The organism is Streptomyces sp. TP-A0356 (assembly GCF_001417775.1).
Classification (GTDB): domain Bacteria; phylum Actinomycetota; class Actinomycetes; order Streptomycetales; family Streptomycetaceae; genus Streptomyces.
In genome coordinates this window covers 372494-389071 of record NZ_BBZJ01000016.1, presented here as the reverse complement: position 1 = coordinate 389071, position 16578 = coordinate 372494, and the positions used below count along the sequence as shown (strand labels likewise).

The 16578-nt window shown below is 72.2% G+C and carries 16 protein-coding genes; 7 read left to right on the top strand and 9 right to left on the bottom strand.

The genetic code is table 11. The annotated features are described in order from the left end of the window. Positions 1-10: 10 nt before the first annotated feature. Positions 11-457, bottom strand: coding sequence for an Lrp/AsnC family transcriptional regulator (locus tag ASC56_RS12615; protein WP_055491407.1), 447 nt, complete (start codon positions 455-457; stop codon positions 11-13). Positions 458-587: 130 nt separating this feature from the next. Here ASC56_RS12615 and ASC56_RS12610 point away from each other — a divergent pair, with 130 nt between their 5' ends. Then, on the top strand, positions 588-1070 hold the full coding sequence (locus ASC56_RS12610) for a rhodanese-like domain-containing protein (protein ID WP_055491406.1): 483 nt from the start codon (positions 588-590) through the stop codon (positions 1068-1070). A gap of 52 nt (positions 1071-1122) precedes the next feature. Then, complete coding sequence (locus ASC56_RS12605; RefSeq protein WP_055491405.1) at positions 1123-1638, top strand: immunity 21 family protein; 516 nt, start codon at positions 1123-1125, stop codon at positions 1636-1638. Between the two features lie 44 nt (positions 1639-1682). On the opposite strand, the gene ASC56_RS12600 is transcribed toward ASC56_RS12605, so the two are convergent. Both ASC56_RS12600 and ASC56_RS12595 read right to left on the bottom strand, forming a co-directional pair. Then, entirely contained in the window at positions 1683-3377 is a 1695-nt protein-coding gene (locus tag ASC56_RS12600; protein WP_055491404.1) for a DUF885 domain-containing protein, read from the bottom strand. Positions 3378-3432: 55 nt separating this feature from the next. Further along, the gene (locus ASC56_RS12595) at positions 3433-3936 is read right to left on the bottom strand and encodes an Lrp/AsnC family transcriptional regulator (protein WP_055491403.1); all 504 of its coding nucleotides are present in this window, start codon (positions 3934-3936) and stop codon (positions 3433-3435) included. A 60-nt stretch (positions 3937-3996) separates the two neighbouring features. Here ASC56_RS12595 and ASC56_RS12590 point away from each other — a divergent pair, with 60 nt between their 5' ends. Next, positions 3997-5268 (top strand): PLP-dependent aspartate aminotransferase family protein, encoded by a 1272-nt coding sequence (locus tag ASC56_RS12590; protein WP_234376944.1) that lies wholly within the window; start codon positions 3997-3999, stop codon positions 5266-5268. Positions 5269-5518: 250 nt separating this feature from the next. Here the strand turns inward: ASC56_RS12590 and ASC56_RS12585 are convergent, their stop codons facing one another. Beyond that, positions 5519-6940, bottom strand: a complete 1422-nt coding sequence (locus ASC56_RS12585) for a GNAT family N-acetyltransferase (protein ID WP_079102458.1) — start codon at positions 6938-6940, stop codon at positions 5519-5521. Between the two features lie 180 nt (positions 6941-7120). Further along, positions 7121-8707: an alkaline phosphatase gene (locus ASC56_RS12580; protein WP_055491401.1), complete on the bottom strand. Its 1587-nt coding sequence runs from the start codon at positions 8705-8707 to the stop codon at positions 7121-7123. Positions 8708-8853: 146 nt separating this feature from the next. On the opposite strand from ASC56_RS12580, the gene ASC56_RS12575 reads away from it, so the two are divergent. After that, entirely contained in the window at positions 8854-9294 is a 441-nt protein-coding gene (locus ASC56_RS12575; protein ID WP_371330062.1) for a hypothetical protein, read from the top strand. On the opposite strand, the gene ASC56_RS12570 is transcribed toward ASC56_RS12575, so the two are convergent. Beyond that, on the bottom strand, positions 9272-10102 hold the full coding sequence (locus ASC56_RS12570; protein WP_055491400.1) for an alpha/beta fold hydrolase: 831 nt from the start codon (positions 10100-10102) through the stop codon (positions 9272-9274). The genes ASC56_RS12575 and ASC56_RS12570 overlap by 23 nt on opposite strands. A gap of 222 nt (positions 10103-10324) precedes the next feature. Between ASC56_RS12570 and ASC56_RS12565 the strand changes: the two genes are divergently transcribed. Then, entirely contained in the window at positions 10325-11209 is an 885-nt protein-coding gene (locus tag ASC56_RS12565) for an RNA polymerase sigma-70 factor (RefSeq protein ID WP_055491399.1), read from the top strand. A gap of 246 nt (positions 11210-11455) precedes the next feature. After that, entirely contained in the window at positions 11456-12217 is a 762-nt protein-coding gene (locus ASC56_RS12560; RefSeq protein ID WP_055491398.1) for a GntR family transcriptional regulator, read from the top strand. A 112-nt stretch (positions 12218-12329) separates the two neighbouring features. Here ASC56_RS12560 and ASC56_RS12555 read toward each other — a convergent pair whose 3' ends face one another. Then, a complete protein-coding gene (locus ASC56_RS12555) occupies positions 12330-13487 on the bottom strand; it encodes an ROK family transcriptional regulator (RefSeq protein WP_079102457.1) in 1158 nt (385 codons plus the stop codon). Between the two features lie 254 nt (positions 13488-13741). Here ASC56_RS12555 and ASC56_RS12550 point away from each other — a divergent pair, with 254 nt between their 5' ends. After that, positions 13742-14185, top strand: a complete 444-nt coding sequence (locus ASC56_RS12550; protein WP_055491396.1) for a hypothetical protein — start codon at positions 13742-13744, stop codon at positions 14183-14185. Here the strand turns inward: ASC56_RS12550 and mug are convergent. Together mug and purB are read right to left on the bottom strand one after the other, a co-directional pair. Continuing rightward, complete coding sequence (gene mug, locus ASC56_RS12545) at positions 14163-14735, bottom strand: G/U mismatch-specific DNA glycosylase (protein WP_079102456.1); 573 nt, start codon at positions 14733-14735, stop codon at positions 14163-14165. The two genes, ASC56_RS12550 and mug, sit on opposite strands and share 23 nt — an antisense overlap. Continuing rightward, on the bottom strand, positions 14732-16174 hold the full coding sequence (purB, locus tag ASC56_RS12540) for an adenylosuccinate lyase (RefSeq protein ID WP_055491394.1): 1443 nt from the start codon (positions 16172-16174) through the stop codon (positions 14732-14734). The genes mug and purB overlap by 4 nt, the downstream gene beginning before the upstream one ends. Positions 16175-16578 lie beyond the last annotated feature (404 nt).

The window sequence follows — 16578 nt, the reverse complement described above, 5'->3', positions numbered from 1 at the left end:
CAGAAGGGCCCTAGCGGCCGAAGGGGCGGCGGGGCAGGGGCGACGAGTACACGACGCTCGTCGTCACCGAGCCCAGCGCGCCTATCTTGCCGGACACCTCTTCCAGGTGGCGCATCGAGCGCGCCGCGACCTTGATGACGAAGCAGTCGTCGCCGGTGACGTGGTGCGCCTCCAGGATCTCGGGCGTGGCGGCGACGAGGTCGCGGAACGGCTTGTAGTTGCCGTTCGGGTAGCGCAGCCGGACGAACGCCAGGATCGGCAGGCCCAGGCGCTCCGGGTCGACCACCGCCGCGTACCCCTGGATGACACCGGCCTCCTCCAGCCGCCGCACCCGTTCGGTGACCGCACTGGCGGACATGGAGACGGCGCGGGCCAGTTCGGCGTAGCTGGCGCGGCCCTCGTGCTGGAGGACGTCGAGGATGCGCCAGTCGGTGGCGTCCGGGGAATACGCGGTCATCACCGAGGAATAGCAGGGGAATCCCCTGCGCATCAAGGGGTGTGCCGGGGATCGCTCCTTCTGGAAGGTGATCGACGGCCGTAGATTTCCCTCATCGAGATCCGCCACGGATCAAGGGAGAGGCCAGACCATGACCACCAGCCAGACCGCAGTCAACCCCGTCCTGCGCGTGGCCCCCGCGGAGCCGGCCACCGCCGCCGCCCACTTCCGGGCGAGCCTGGCCTTCCACGCCGATGTGTCCGACGTCGCCGCCGCGCTCGCGGCCGGCGAGGACCCCGGCTTCGTCGTCCTCGACTCGCGCTCCACCGAGGCCTGGGACCAGGGCCATGTCCCGGGTGCGGTCCACCTGCCCACCGCCCTCATCGCCGAGCAGGCCGGGCAACTCCTCGATGATTCCGTGCCGGTGGTCACGTACTGCTGGGGCCCCGGCTGCAACGGCGCCGCCCGGGCCGCCCTGGCCCTCGCCGAACTCGGCTTCCAGGTCAAGGAGATGCTCGGCGGCTTCGAGTACTGGGTGCGTGAGGGCTTCGAGTACGAGACGTGGGAGGGGCGTGAACGCCGCGCCGCCGACCCGCTGACAGCGCCCGTGGCGGCGGCGGACTGCGGCTGCTGACCGACCGGAACCAATGCCTCCGTCCGCGGCGCGTACGTGTAGCTTCTGGGGCATGGTCAGATACGCGGACCCAGGTGTGGTCGAGTGGGTGGAGTCGGGCGGCGGGCCGCTCATCGCGGTACCGGAGGTGGTGTTGCCGTTCTGGGCGGGAGCCGACGGCGACGACCTGTCCTCCGACTACGACCGGGCGTGCGAGGTCGACGGGCACATAGGTCTCCTGCCGGTGGGCGACACCCGCGCCCTGGTCCTGGGTGACGAGCCCGCCTCCACCGCCTTCCTGCCGGAGTACGGCACGTTCGTACGGTGGTGTGCCGCGGACTCCGAGGACGCGCTCCTGGCCCGGATCCCCGAGGCGCTCCGGGCGGCGGAGTGGGAGCCGGAGGTGCAGTGGGACGTACCGGGCGCCGTGGTGCTGTTCGACGCCGCCTGGCCCGGAACCGACTCGGCCCGCACCGACCAGCTGCGCGTGGCGCTGGAACCGGGCCGGTACACGGTGCGGGCGGCGTACGTGGAGCCCGGTCCTGAGGTGTGGGTGGGGCTCGTACAGGTGCGCAGGACCGGGGACTGACGGTCGGGCCCACGGCGACGACGTGGGCCCGCCGCTCGTATCCGTCAGAGCCCGGACAGCTCGTCCACCAGGTCGTCCAGGCCCAGCGAGCCCTGCGAGAGCGCGGCCATGTGCCAGGCCCTCGCGTCGAAGGCGTCGCCGTGCCGCTTCCTGGCGTTCTCGCGGCCCAGCAGCCAGGCGCGCTCGCCGAGCTTGTAGCCGATCGCCTGGCCGGGCATCGAGAGGTAACGAACCAGCTCGCTCTCCACGAAGTCCGCCGGACGGCTGCTGTGCGCGCCGAAGAACTCCTGCGCGAGCTCCGGCGTCCAGCGCTCGCCCGGGTGGAACGGCGAGTCCGCCGGGATCTCCAGTTCCAGGTGCATGCCGATGTCGATGATGACCCGGACCGCCCGCATCATCTGGGCGTCCAGATAGCCGAGCCGCCGCTCCGGGTCGGAGAGGAAGCCCAGTTCGTCCATGAGGCGTTCCGCGTACAGCGCCCATCCCTCGACGTTGGCGCTGACACCCCCCACCGTGGCCTGGTACCGCGAGAGGTTCTCCGCCACGTGCACCCACTGGGCGAGCTGGAGGTGGTGGCCGGGCACGCCCTCGTGGTACCAGGTCGAGACCAGGTCGTACACCGGGAAGCGGGTCTGGCCCATGGTCGGCAGCCAGGTGCGGCCCGGGCGGGAGAAGTCGGCGGACGGCGCCGTGTAGTACGGTGCCGCCGCGCTGCCGGGCGGCGCGATGCACGACTCCACCTTCCGCACGTTGTCGGCCAGTTCGAAGTGCGTGCCGTCGAGCGCCTCGATCGCCTCGTCCATCAGGCTCTGGAGCCAGACCCGTACCTCGTCGACCCCTTCGACATGGGTGCCGTGCCGGTCCAGGTGCGCGAGGGCGACCCAAGGGGTCTCGGCGCCGGGTAGGACTTTCTCGGCCTCCGCCTTCATCTCGCCGAGGATGCGGTGGTACTCGGACCAGCCGTACGCGTACGCCTCGTCGAGGTCCAGGTCCGTACCGTTGAAGTAGCGCGCCCAGCGGGCGTAGCGCTCTCGGCCGACCGTGTTCGGCGCGTCCTCGACCGTCGGGGCGTACACGTCGCGCATCCAGTCCCGCAGCTCGACGACGGCCGCGGTGGCCGCCCGGGCCGCCTCGTCCAGCTCCGTACGCAGCGCCTCGGGGCCCTGGGAGGCGAAGTCCTCGAACCAGCCGAGACCCTGGCCGTCCGTGTCCGACCACTCGGTCAGCTGCTGGATGAAGGTCGCGGTCGGGCGCGGGCCCGCGTACAGCTTGCGCTCCAGGCCGAGGGCGATGGACTCGCGGTAGCCGCGCAGGGCCGCCGGTACGGCACGCAGCCGCTCGACGACCGCCGCCCAGTCCTCCTCGGTCGCGGTGGGGGTCAGTGTGAAGACCTCCCGCACCGAGTGCACCGAGGTGTGCATGTTGCCCACTGTCCTGAGGCCCTCGTCGGCGTCGTGCACGGCGAGTTCGGCGGTGAGCCGCTCGCGCAGCAGGCGCGCGCACCGGCGCTCGATGTCACTGTCCGCGCCCGGCCGGCGCTCCGCCTCGTCGAGCCTCGCGAGGGTCTCCCGCGCCAGCTCGGCGAGCGCCTCCTGGCCCGCGGGGGAGGTGTCGGGCAGCTTGCTGGAACTCTCCTTCACACCGAGGTACGTGCCGGTGACCGGGTCGAGGGCGACGAGGGCGTCGACATAGGCGTCGGCGACCTCCCGGGGCAGGGGGCTCCTGGTGGTGTCTGACATGCGGACCATCCTCATACGGCGACGTGGTCCGCGTCACGGGGATTCCGCGCTGGGCTTACGCCTGTTCAGCGGGTTTGGGAAGGGCCTGCCCGGGGGGCAGCAGCGGGCCGCAGTCCCACTGTTGGAAGATCAACCGGGTCTCCACCCGCGCCACCTCGCGCCGCGCCGTGAACTCGTCGAGCACCAGCCGCTGCAGGTCAGCCATGTCCGCGACCGCGACATGCACGAGGTAGTCGTCCGGCCCGGTGAGATGGAAGACGGTACGGGACTCGGGCAGGGCGCGGATCCGCTCCACGAAGGGCCCCACCAGCTCCCGCCGGTGCGGCCTGACCTGCACCGACAGCAGCGCCTCCAGGCCGCGCCCCAGCTTCGCCGGGTCGAGCCGCAGCTGATGGCCGAGAATGACTCCCGAGCGGCGCAGCCTGGTCACCCGGTCGAGACAGGTCGAGGGCGCGACCCCGACCTGTGCCGCGAGATCGCGGTACGTGGTCCGGGCGTCGTTCTGCAACAGCCGCAGAAGGTGGAGATCCACCGGGTCCAGTACGACGGATTCGGCCATGCGCCGAACGTAACACGGGTCTCGCCGCCATGACCCCGGCCGGTGTTCACTCTGCCCTCCATGGCTTCCCGCACTCATGACGCGTACGACGCGCAGGACGGATTCCTCGGTCATCATGTCGGGGATCACGTCAGTGGTCATGTCAGTGGCCACGTCGGGGATCACTCCGCCCGCCGGGCCCTGGCCACCGAGGCCGTGCACGCCGGCCGCGAGGACCTCGCCGCGCTGGGGCTGCACGCCCCGCCCCTCGACCTCTCCACCACCTACCCCTCCCACGACAGCCGTGGTGAGGCGGCTCGTCTCGACGCCTTCGCGGCCGACGGCTCGGAGCTGACGGGCCCACCGGTCTACGGGCGCCTCGGCAACCCGACGGTCACCCGCTTCGAGACCGCGCTCGCCCGGCTGGAGGGCACCGAGAGCGCCGTCGCGTTCGCCACCGGCATGGCCGCGCTGAGCGCCGTCCTGCTCGTACGGAACGCGCTGGGCCTGCGCCACGTGGTCGCCGTACGACCGCTGTACGGCTGCAGTGACCATCTGCTGACCGCCGGGCTGCTGGGCTCCGAGGTGACCTGGACCGACCCGGCGGGCATCGCGGAGGCGCTGCGCCCCGACACCGGTCTGGTCATGGTGGAGTCCCCGGCCAACCCGACCCTCGCGGAGGTGGACCTGAACGCGGTCGCCCATGACTGCGGTTCGGTGCCGCTGCTGGCGGACAACACCTTCGCGACGCCCGTGCTGCAGCGTCCCGCCGAGCAGGGGGCGCGACTGGTGCTGCACAGCGCCACGAAGTACCTCGGCGGCCACGGAGATGTGATGGGCGGGGTGGTGGCCTGCGACGAGGAGCTGGCGCGGCGCCTGCGCCAGGTGCGCTTCGCGACGGGCGCGGTGCTGCATCCGCTCGCCGGCTATCTGTTGCTGCGCGGTCTGTCGACGCTGCCGGTACGGGTCCGGGCCGCGTCCGCCACCGCCGCCGAACTCGCCCGCCGTCTCGCCGCCGACCCCCGGGTCGTCCGCGTCCACTATCCGCGGATCGGTGGCGCGATGATCGCCTTCGAGGTGCAGGGCGATCCGCACTCGGTGATCGCCGGGGTCCGTCTGATCACTCCCGCGGTGAGCCTGGGCAGTGTCGACACCCTGATCCAGCATCCGGCGTCCATCAGCCACCGCATCGTCGACGCGACGGACCGCCGGGGCGCCGGGGTGAGCGACCGGCTGCTGCGGCTGTCGGTGGGCCTGGAGGACGTCGAGGACCTGTGGGCCGACCTGGAGGGGGCCCTGGGGGCGGAGGGGTCGGGGTGCGATCGGAGATGGGAGGAGGCCGCGGGGCGGTAGGGGCGGACGGCGTGCGTCGGCGGCAGGATGCCGTCGGGCGGACGGCGTGCGTCGGCGGCAGGACGGGCGGTCGGGCGGTCGGGCGGTCGGGCGGGCGGTCGGGCCGACGCCATGGCGTGGACCCACCACGCCACCCCCGACCGCCTCCGGCCTCGTACGCCGCGCGGCCCCGGTGGGACACGCCGAACGGCCCGGCGGAGTGCGCCGGGCCGTTCCGTACGTCGTGCGCGCGCCGTGTGCGCGTCGTCAGTCAGTCCCGTGTGCCCCGGGTACCGGCCTGGCCGTACGGCAGGCGCGAGGTCACCGGAGTCGCGTCCAGGCGGGCCGTGATGACCAGGGTGCCCTCCTCGATCTGGTAGTCGAGCGGCAGTCCGAGGCCGCGCATCGCGGCGACCATGCCCGTGTTGGAGGCCTGGGTGACCGCGTAGACGCTCTCGCAGCCCGCCTCGACCGCCATCGTCACCAGACGTCCGAGGAGCTCGTTGCCGATGCCGCGCCGCTGCCAGTCGTCCTCGACGAGCAGCGCGACCTCGGTCTCGTCGCCGTCCCACAGGAGGTGACCGAGGCCGATGATGCGGCCCGAGGCCGTCTGTACCGCCAAGGTGCGGCCGAAGCGCGGGCTGAGCAGGTGGTTGAGGTAGCGGTGCGTGTCGCCGACCGGACCGTGGTAGCGCATGCTCAGCGTGCGCGCCGAGCACCGGTCGTGCATCTCCTTGGCCGCCTCCAGGTCCGAGGTGTCGGCCCGCCGGACGGTGATCGCCTCGCCCTTGGGCAGCGTCAGCACGTCCTGGCTGCCGGGGATCCGCGGACCGAGCCGCGCGTCCAGTTCCACCAGCGCGCGTGCCCGCGCGAACTCCGTGGGCGTGAACGGCAGATACGGCCGCTCCACCGTGATCACTCCACCCTCCGGCGCCCGCAGCCGCATCACCGTGTCCTCCAGTGCCCCCTCGACGGGAGCGCCCTCCTCCGCCCGGCCCGAGCCGGGGGAGAGGGCGGGCAGGGAGCGGATGGTGCAGCGGCCGAGCAACTGCCGCAGGGCGAGCGGCAGCTCCGCCGCGTCCAGCGCGGTGCGCGTGGCCAGGCCCAGCACCCGGGTCGGGGCGTCCACCAGGTCGTGGGCGTCGGCCCGCTCGATCCAGGTCCCCTCGCCCCCGGCCTGCGCCACGGCACGCGTGACCTCGGCCGCGTCCACGTCGGCCGGTGCCCGCAGCAGGAACTCGTCGACCGTGCCCTGCGCCAGCGGGTGCGTCTGCAGGCTCAGGATGTCGATCCGCAGCCCGGCCAGCGCCGTGCACAGCGCGGCCAGCGAGCCCGGCTCGTCCTTCACCGTCGTCCGCATCCGCCACAGTGTGTTCGCCCCGCCTGCCGTGTCGGTCTCGGACGGCCCGGCCTGCTGCCCCTCGGGGAGCGGCCGGGCGCCGGTATCACCCACGGGCGGTGCATGGCCGTGGCGTCGTGACCACCATGTGTGGAAGGCGGCGGTCGCGACCAGCGCCACCGCCGACACCACCAGCAGAGCGGGGCCGTCGGGACCGTGCCCGACCAGGTTGGCCACCCCGTCCGCCACGGCGACCGCCGTGAACAGCGCCGCGAGTTCGACAAGGTCCCGCCGCCAGTGGTGCACTGGGCGACCGTGCTTCGCCCGCGTTACGTCAGACATGTCTGGAGTCATGCAACCACTGTGAAGGAAGGGTGTTGCGTGATCACGAACGGTTTGTGACTGATCGGTTAAGTATCGATCTGTCCTTTTTGTTGTTCTTTTGACAAACCTGTTGCCGTCGCGCCGACCAGGTCAGCAACTCCCTGGTCAGCGCGAACCGGCACGCCTCGCCACGTCGTCAGCCCGGGTGAGTCACTGGCCCACCCGGCCCGGCTGCAGCACCTGTGTGAACAGCACGGTCCCGTCCTGCTCGCGCAGCCGGACCGTCAGCTGCCCGCTGTCCCCGTCGATGTCCACCTCGCCGAAGAACTGGTAGCCACCCGCGGGCGACACGTTCGAGGCCGTGGGAGCCTTCACGAACACCCGCTCCGGACCGAAGGTGTTGTCGAGCGCGTTCGCCGGGAACGCACCGGCGTTGAGCGGCCCCGAGACGAACTCCCAGAACGGCTCGAAGTCGGTGAACGCGGCGCGTGCGGGCTGGTAGTGCTGCGCCGAGGTGTGGTGCACGTCGGCCGTGAGCCACAGCGTGCCCGTGATCTTCCGGTGCTTGATGAACCGCAGCAGCTCCGCGATCTGCAGCTCCCGGCCGAGCGGTGCGCCCGGATCGCCCTGCGCCACCGCCTCGAAGTTGGGCTTGTTCTCCATCGGGTCCGGCACCACCAGACCGAGCGGCATGTCGGCGGCGATCACCTTCCACACCGCACGGGACCGCGCCAGCTCCCGCTTGAGCCACTCCAGCTGTTCGGCGCCGAGGATGCCCTGCGGGTCGACGGTCTGGTTGTCGGGCGAGTTGGCGTTGCGGTAGGTGCGCATGTCGAGGACGAACACGTCCAGCAGCGGACCGTGCCGCATGACCCGGTACACCCGGCCGTTCCGGTCGCCCGGCCGCAGCGTCGAGACCGGGAAGTACTCGCTGAACGCGCGTCGGGCCCGGGCCGCGAGCACATCGATGCTCTTCTCCGTGTAGCGGGTGTCGGAGGAGGCGATCACCTCGCCCGGGTACCAGTTGTTGCGGACCTCGTGGTCGTCCCACTGGATGATCGACGGCACCTGGGCGTTGAACCGCCTGAGGTTCTCGTCCAGGAGGTTGTAGCGGAAGTTGCCGCGGTACTCGGCCAAGGACTCCGCGACCTTGGACTTCTCCTCGGTGGTGATGTTCCGCCAGGTGCTGCCGTCGGGCAGGGCCTGGGTCGCCGAGATCGGTCCGTCGGCGTAGATGTTGTCGCCGCTGCAGAGGAAGAAGTCCGGGTCGAGCTTCGCCATGGCGGCGTAGATCCGGTAACCGCCGAGGTCGGGGTTGATGCCCCAGCCCTGGCCCGCCAGGTCGCCCGACCACAGGAAGCGCACCCCGCGGCGCCGACCGAGCGGCGTGGTGCGGAAGGTGCCGGTCACGGGCTCGCCGGTGCGCCGCGGGTCGTCCGGGTCGGCGAGGAGCACACGGTAGTGGATCTGCTCACCGGCCGGCAGCCCATGCAGCCGCGTGGTACCCGTGAAGTCCGTGTCCGCGCCCAGCAGCGGTCCGTGCCATCTGTGCGGGTCGCGGAACGACTCCGTCGCGGAGGTCTCGACGATCATCCGGGCCGGGCGGTCGGAGCGCACCCAGACGAGACCGGAGTGCGCGCTCACGTCTCCGGCCTGGACGCCCCATCCCGCCTTCGGACGCCCCGACAGGGCGAACGCCGGTGCCGCGCCGAGGCCGGTGGGCAGGGTCAGGGCCGCCGAGGCCGCCAGGGTGCCGCGCAGGACGCTGCGGCGGCCGGGGAAGGGAGGGTGTGACATGGATGTGCCTCCAGGGGACGGTTCCGGCCAGTGGGCACTGCTACAACTACTGGTGCGCCGCAGCGCACACGGAAACCACAAGTGAACAACTGCCCGTGCGGGCAAGGGGCCGGGGGGTCGCGTCGCGCCCCCGGCACGGGGGCTGCGTGTTGCTCGCCGTGCCCGTCCTGCGCCCGCTGGGGCCGAGGCTGCTGTCGGCCACTGTCTGCGGGATCGCCGCGGTCGAGTCGGCGGTGGCCGGGCTGCTCATGGACGGCACGGACCGGCTGCGCACACCGGACCGCACCGAGGCCGTGGCACTGCGGGCCGCGGTCGTCACCGTCGGCGGCTTCGTCTGCTGGTACATGGGCACGCAGCGCAACGGCGCGGAGCGCGCCACGCTCTTCTCCGGCCTCATCCCGGTCGCCGCCGCCTGTACCGCGCCCGCCGTCGGCACCGGCGGGTACGGGGCCGCGCAGGCCGCCGGGCAGCGCGCTGGTCGGCGCCGGAGTGGCCCTGGGCCCGGGTGCGTTGCGGCTCCGTCACCCCACGGACGGGAGGTCGCGCGGGGCGCGCTCGGGACGCTCAGCGGCTGCCGTCCAGGATGACCCGCGCGACCAGCGCCGGATCGTCGTTCATCGGGACGTGTCCGCAGCCGGGCAGCCGGACCAGCCGGGCCCGGGGAATGATCTGCTTGGCGCGGACACCCTGACGGCTGACCAGGAGCCGGTCCCGGGTGCCCCACGCCACGGTGACCGGCAGCCCGGGCACATCCTCCGTGAACTGGACCGACGTACCCGCCCGGAGGGTCTCGGCGAACCCCTCGGCACGGGCCAGCGCGAGCGTCTCGGCGACGACGGCCTCGGGTGAACGGCGGCCGGGACGGGCGTAGATGCTGCTCGTCAGCACCGTACGCCCGGCCGCGGTGCGCGAGAGCCGCTCCACCACCGGCAGCGGCATGGTCCGCGCGGCCTGCCGCATCGCGGCGAGGACCGTGAACGCGTACCGCCGCTCGACGGGGGACCAGAACCCGGCGGGCGACAGCGCGGTGACGGACCGTACGAGCTTCTCGCGGCCCAGCTCCAGGGCCAGCAGACCGCCCAGGGAGTTGCCCGCCACGTGCGGACGGTCGATCCCCAGTGCCTCGCACAGGGAGCCGAGCGCGGGCACCACGGACGACAGGTCGTAGTCGAGTCCGTCCGGCAGGGCGGGGGACGCGCCGAAGCCGGGGAGGTCGACCGCAATCACGTCGCGCTCGGTTGCCAGGATGTCCACCACCGGGTCCCAGGCCTGCCGGTGATGGCCGATGCCGTGCAGCAGCAGGAGCGGTTCGCCGGTGCCCACGCGCGCGTAGGAGACGGTCACGGTCCGCGGGCCGTGCGGAGAGGGGACGCTGAAGGAGACCGTGGCGGCCATGGTGCTGCTCCTCGTCTGGGACACGCTGACGGACATCGATGTAGACAGCTTGTCAGCAACTGCTACCCGCGGGTAGCCCCCGGTCGTCGTGAGCCACGCCCCGCCGTACCTCAACGGGCCCTTGCCACCTCCGGGTTGAGCCGTCGGCGGTCGTGGCCACTGTGCTGCGTCCGACAGCGGTTCCGCCTGGACACGGCCGGGCGTGTCGGATGGGATGGAACCGTGACCACCGACACCGCTACCGAGGTCTTCGAGGAGCATCGTCCCGTTCTGATGGGCGTCGCCTACCGCATGCTCGGCCGAGTCGCCGACGCCGAGGACGTCGTCCAGGAGGCGTGGCTGCGCTGGTCCGGCGCCGATCGCGACGCCGTGCGCGAACCCCGCGCCTATCTGGTGCGCATCACCACCCGGCTGGCCATCGACCGGCTGCGCCAGACGCAGACGCGCAAGGAGGCGTACGTCGGCCCGTGGCTGCCCGAGCCGTATGTCACCGACTTCGGCGACACCGTGCCGGACACGGCGGAGCGGGCCGTGCTCGCCGAGTCCGTCTCGCTCGCCGTCCTCGTCGTCCTTGAGTCCCTGTCGCCCCTGGAGCGCGCGGTGTTCGTGCTCAGAGAGGCCTTCGGGTACCCCTTCGGCGAGATCGCCGCCACCCTGGACCGCAGCGAGGCCGCAGTGCGCCAACTCGCCGGACGGGCCCGCAGGCACGTCGAGGAACGACGGCCGCGCTACGAGGCCGACCCGGCCCAGCGCCGTGAACTGACCGAACGGTTCCTGGCCGCGTCGGTCGAGGGCGACCTCGAAGGCCTGATGGCACTGCTCGCGCCGGACGTCCGGCTGGTCGGCGACAGCGGCGGCCGCGCCAAGGCACCGCTGCGGGTCCTGGAGACCGCCGACAAGGTCGGCCGCTTCATGGTGGGTGTGGCGGGCAAGGGCATCCCGGACGCGTCGTTCCGCTTCCTGGAGCTCAACGCCGGCCCGGCCCTGCTGATCCTGTCCGCCGGCAAGCCCGACACGGTCCTCCAGCTGGAGGTCGCGGACGGGCGCGTCCAGCATGTCTACGTCGTGCGCAACCCGGACAAGCTGGCGTCCCTGCCGGTCCACTAGGGGCCGCCGCGCAGCCTCCGTTCACGCGCGTGCGTGAACGGAGGCTGCGCCGTCATGTCATCCGTGTCGCTCACCGCGAACACCGTGTGAACGCTCTGCGGCACCGCGCCTGTGCGGTCCGTAAGCAAACGAGGATTGGTCTTGACCAAGAATGGGGGCCGCCCTATGGTCGCAGAGAAGTGCAACAACCTTTAATAAACAAGGGCGCTAAAAAGCCGCCGGGCCACGGCGATTGCGGAGGACAGGGTGGGGACCACGCAGCTGGAATCGGTGCCGGAGCCTAAGTACTGGCACCTCAAGACCGTGCTCACCGAAGCACTCGACTCCGAGTTCTCCGTGGGCGAGATCCTGCCCAACGAGCGGGACCTGGCGGCCCGCTTCGGCGTCGCCCGTGCCACGCTCCGTCAGGCGCTCGAACAGCTCGAACTGGAAGGCCGACTGCAGCGCCGCCGCGGGGTCGGCACCACCGTCGCCCCGCCGCGCATGGGCGTGGCGGTCGGCTCCGAGCAGCACACCTGGCCGGGCGCTCCGGGCGACGCCTGGCAGCCCATGGACTGCACGGTCGCGGTGCCTCCCGCCGCGGTGGCCGACCTCCTGGACGCCGACCGGGACGAAGAGGTGCACACCGTGCGCCGCTCCCGCGTGACCCACGGCCAGCCCGTCGCCGCCGAGCTCCTCTACATCCCCGGCTCCTCGGTGCCCGACCTCTCCGCGATCGACGCGCCCTCGGGCGCGGCACGTGCGCGTGCGGTGCTGCGAGAGCTGCAGCGACGGGACCTGGAGGGCCAGGACCAGGCCGTCGAGCTGGGCTCGGTGAGCGCCGAGGACGCCAAGGAACTGGACCGGCTGCCCGGCGCGCCCGTCCTCGTCGTCACCACCCGCTTCTACGCCGAGGGGCGTACCGCGGCCATCTCCGTCGCGACCTACCGCGCCGACACCTGCCGCCTGACCTTCGGTGCCACCGGCGGCGTCGAGATCCACCACGACCCGGAGCGCCGCGCCTCCTGACCACGGCGCCGAACGCCACGGCCGCGCAACGGTCTCACCGCCCACCGCCGCACTCGTCGCGCCCCTGGAATCCGGGGCGCGACGCCTTTGCACGCGCGCGGCGCGACCGCGTTCAGCGCCGCGCCGTCACCGTGCCCTCCACCGCGAACAGCTGCTCCTCCACGTGGTCCAGTGCCAGCCGCAGCGCCCCCGTGGCCACGGCGGCCTCGCCCAGCCGTGACAGGGTCACCTTCGGAGGGCGCAGACAGTAGCGGGCGAGCTTGTGGCGCAGCGGATCCAGCACGCCGTCCAGGCCCGTCGCCCAGCCGCCGATGACGACGAGTTCGGGGTCGAGGGCCAGGACGAGGGCCGCCACGTCGTGCACGAGCCGCTGGATGAAGCGGTCCACGGCGGCGCGGGCCCGCTGGTCGCCCCGGCGGGCGAGCGCGAACACGTCGGCGACCTGTTGTTCGTCCAGCGGCTGCAGTGGCTCGTCCGTGGTCGACAGCAGCGTCTCGGGAGTCGCCTCGCGGCCCAGCAGGTGCAGCGCCCCGATCTCCCCGGCCGCGCCGCCGTAGCCGCGGTGCAGCCGTCCGCCGATCAGCGAGCCGGCACCGGGACTCAGCCCTGCCAGCACGAACACGACGTCGTCGGAGTCGGTGGCGGCGCCCTTCCAGTGCTCGGCGACGGCCGCCGCGTTGGCGTCGTTCTCGACCAGCACCGGGCACTTGAAGGACCGGCCGAGCCGTTCGCCCAGATTCAGACCGGTCCACCCGGGCAGGGCCGTGCCCAGGCGCACGGTGCCGTCCACCTCCACGATCCCGGGGCTGGCCACGCCGACCGCGCGCAGCGAGCCGCGTGCCACACCCGACCGGCGCAGGAGTTCGGCCACCGTGCTCCGCAGCCGCTCGAGGCGGTCGTCGGCCGACGCCGTCTCGGAGACGTCCTTGGACAGGGTGCCCAGCTCGCGGCCGTCGAGATCGGCGAGGAGCGCGGTCACCCGGTGGGCGCCCACGTCCAGGCCCAGCAGATGGCCCGCCTCCGCCCGGAAGCGAAACCTCCGTGCGGGGCGGCCCTGACGCCGGGCGGCGCCCTCCTCGGCTGCCTTCTCCACCACGAGCCCCGCCTCGATCAGGCCCTCGACGACGCCCTCGACGGTCGGCCGGGACAGTCCCGTCACGCGGGTGATCTCGGTGAGCGTCGCGCAGTCCGTGGCGCGCAGAGCGTGCAGCACCACCGCGGAGTTGATCCTTCGAAGCAGAGAGGGGTCCCCGCCGGTCAGCCGCCCCAACGTCCGTCCTCCCAGCTCGTGCGCGTGTTGGCCGGATCGTACTCGTCGCCGCGCACACCCGCGAGGGCCGGGCGTCACCCGAGCGGACCGGCACCGGGCAGCCGGGGACCGCCCGCCGCGGATCGGCCCCGTGCGATCAGGGCGCTTCTGCCCGGCAAAGGCAGTGCCGGCGGTCCCGCACAAGACGCCCGGCGGACTGCTGGGACCCGTTTGACGCCCCGCCAGTTGTCAGTGCCGGCTGGTCTACTGGCTCCATGACCATCGACCAGCTCCTGGCCACGATCGACCTGCTGTGCACGCGTGAGTTCCCCACCAGGCACGGCGGGTCGGACGTGGGCTTCGGTGGACCCGGCTTCCACGTCGCCGAGTTAGAGGTGAGCGTGGGCCTCGCCACCGGCGACGGTGCGGAACGGGAGCGCACGGCGGAGGACTTCGACGCCTGGAAGGAGGCGCTCGCCCTGCGGCTGGACGGCCGGTGGGGACAGGGACAGCGCCGGGGGCTGCTGACCGTCGGCGTACGCATCGCACGCGGCGAGGAGATACCGGAACCCTGGGCGACGCTCAGCGACCTCGTGGACGAGGTGTATCTGTGGCAGGCGAACGGCACCAACCGATGGGTGGCGCTCGGCGTGGCCGAGCGCGACGCGACGGACGAGATACGGCTTCTCGCTGCCGTCACGGACAGGGATCCGCCCTGAGCGGCTGGGCCTCGGTGGCCTTCCGCAACCGGCCGAACTCCTCCGCCATCGTCGCCGCCGTCCAATGCGCGTTCAGTCCGCTCGGATTGGGCAGCACCCACACCCCGGTGGAGCCGATCGTCCGCTGCTGGGGACCGACGGAGGCCCTGCGGTCGTCGAAGGCCGCCCGGTACGCGGTCACACCGACCACCGCGAGCCAAGTGGGCCGCAGCCGTCTCACCTTGGCGCCGAGGATCCGCCCGCCCTCCCGGTACTCCTCGGCGGTGAGCTCGTCGGCCCGCGCGGTCGCCCGCGCCACCACGTTCGTGATCCCGAGCCCGTACGAGAGCAGCTCACCCTGCTCCGACGGCTTGAGCAGCCGGGGTGTGAAGCCGGACAGATGCAGCACCGGCCAGAAGCGATTGCCGGGGCGGGCGAAGTGATGGCCCGTGGCCGCCGTCATCAGCCCCGGATTGATGCCGCAGAAGAGCACCTTGAGGCCGTCCGCGACCACGTCCGGCACCAGACGGTCGCGGGCGGCCTCCAGGTCCGCCGGGGTGAACCGGGTCAGAGGATCGCCCCCGGGGTGTAGCCGGCGGCCTCCGGGTGCTGCTTCACGATCTCCTCGATGCGGCCGGCGACGGTGCCGACCTGGTCGGCCGCGGCGCCCGTGAAGGACAGCTTGTCCGCCATGAGCGCGTCCAGCTCGGCGCGGTCCAGCGGGATGCGTTCGTCGGCGGCCAGCTTGTCGAGCAGCTCGTTGCGCTCGGCGCCCTGCTCGCGCATCGCGAGGGCGCAGGCGACGGCGTTCTCCTTGATCGCCTCGTGTGCGACCTCCCGGCCGACGCCCGCGCGCACCGATGCCATGAGCACCTTGGTGGTGGCGAGGAACGGCAGATAGCGGTCCAGCTCACGAGCGACGACCGCCGGGAAGGCGCCGAACTCGTCGAGCACCGTCAGGAACGTCTCCAGCAGACCGTCCAGTGCGAAGAACGCGTCCGGCAGCGCGACCCGGCGCACCACCGAGCAGGACACATCGCCCTCGTTCCACTGGTCGCCCGCCAGCTCGCCGGTCATCGAGGCGTAGCCGCGCAGGATGACCATCAGGCCGTTGACCCGCTCGCAGGAGCGGGTGTTCATCTTGTGCGGCATCGCGGACGAGCCGACCTGGCCCGGCTTGAAGCCCTCGGTCACCAGCTCGTGCCCGGCCATCAACCGGATCGTCTTCGCCAGCGACGACGGCGCGGCGGCCAGCTGCACCAGCGCGGTGACGACCTCGTAGTCGAGCGAACGTGGGTAGACCTGGCCGACGGAGGTGAACGCCTGACCGAAGCCGAGGTGCCCGGCGATCCGGCGCTCCAGCTCGGCGAGCTTGGCCGTGTCGCCGCCGAGCAGGTCGAGCATGTCCTGTGCCGTGCCGACGGGACCCTTGATACCGCGCAGCGGGTAGCGGCCGAGCAGCTCCTCGAGGCGGGCGTACGCGACCAGCAGCTCGTCGGCGGCGGTGGCGAAACGCTTGCCGAGGGTGGTGGCCTGCGCGGCGACGTTGTGGGAGCGGCCGGCCATGACCAGTTCGCCGTACTCGGCGGCGAGCTTGCCCAGGCGCGCCAGCACGGCCACCGTACGGTCGCGCATGAGTTCGAGGGAGAGCCGGATCTGCAGCTGCTCCACATTCTCGGTCAGGTCGCGGGAGGTCATGCCCTTGTGCACGTGCTCATGCCCGGCGAGATCGTTGAACTCCTCGATCCGCGCCTTCACGTCGTGCCGTGTGACCTTCTCGCGCTCGGCGATCGACGCGAGGTCGACCTGGTCGAGGACGCGCTCGTAGTCGGCGATCGCCTCGTCCGGGACCTCGATCCCCAGGTCCTTCTGGGCCCGCAGCACGGCGAGCCAGAGCTGCCGCTCCAGCCTCACCTTCTGCTCGGGGGACCAGAGCGTGGCGAGCTCGGCGGAGGCGTAGCGTCCGGCCAGGACGTTCGGGATACGGGGCTTTGCGGGCGCAGCAGTCACGTGTACGGAGTTTACCTGGCGTCTGTGAGCCCTCCGGCCAGTCCATACAGTCCAGAGAGCCCACGTCAGGGCGCTGCCATCCCTTGTCTCTCACGCCTGCATCTTGCCCTTACTCGTGACCGTCAGCTGGCTGCCGCAGGCGCGGCACTGCCACCTCGGCTGGCCATCCGCGTCGACCTCCCGGGCGTCCGGGTCGACGTCGTGCCCAAGCGAAGCGAACCACTCGAGGGCGGCCCCTGCACGGAGGGTCGGCCAGTCGGCGGCCGGGGGTCGGTCGGGGGGCCGGGCGCCAGGTCAGCGGAGGTACCAGCGGATGAGGTCGCGGACCACCTCGGGCCGCCGGCCACCGCTGTGGCTCATCGTGCCATCCGCCGCGAGCACCGCGCGACGCGCCGTGCCTTTTG

Coding starts and splice junctions, on each gene's coding strand:
- ASC56_RS12615 (WP_055491407.1), bottom strand. CDS start 457: ATGACCGCGTATTCCCCGGACGCCACCGACTGGCGCATCCTCGACGTC.
- ASC56_RS12590 (WP_234376944.1), top strand. CDS start 3,997: ATGGCTTCCCGCACTCATGACGCGTACGACGCGCAGGACGGATTCCTC.
- ASC56_RS12570 (WP_055491400.1), bottom strand. CDS start 10,102: ATGGCCGCCACGGTCTCCTTCAGCGTCCCCTCTCCGCACGGCCCGCGG.
- ASC56_RS12580 (WP_055491401.1), bottom strand. CDS start 8,707: ATGTCACACCCTCCCTTCCCCGGCCGCCGCAGCGTCCTGCGCGGCACC.
- ASC56_RS12600 (WP_055491404.1), bottom strand. CDS start 3,377: ATGTCAGACACCACCAGGAGCCCCCTGCCCCGGGAGGTCGCCGACGCC.
- ASC56_RS12585 (WP_079102458.1), bottom strand. CDS start 6,940: ATGACTCCAGACATGTCTGACGTAACGCGGGCGAAGCACGGTCGCCCA.
- ASC56_RS12550 (WP_055491396.1), top strand. CDS start 13,742: ATGACCATCGACCAGCTCCTGGCCACGATCGACCTGCTGTGCACGCGT.
- ASC56_RS12605 (WP_055491405.1), top strand. CDS start 1,123: ATGGTCAGATACGCGGACCCAGGTGTGGTCGAGTGGGTGGAGTCGGGC.
- ASC56_RS12595 (WP_055491403.1), bottom strand. CDS start 3,936: ATGGCCGAATCCGTCGTACTGGACCCGGTGGATCTCCACCTTCTGCGG.
- ASC56_RS12610 (WP_055491406.1), top strand. CDS start 588: ATGACCACCAGCCAGACCGCAGTCAACCCCGTCCTGCGCGTGGCCCCC.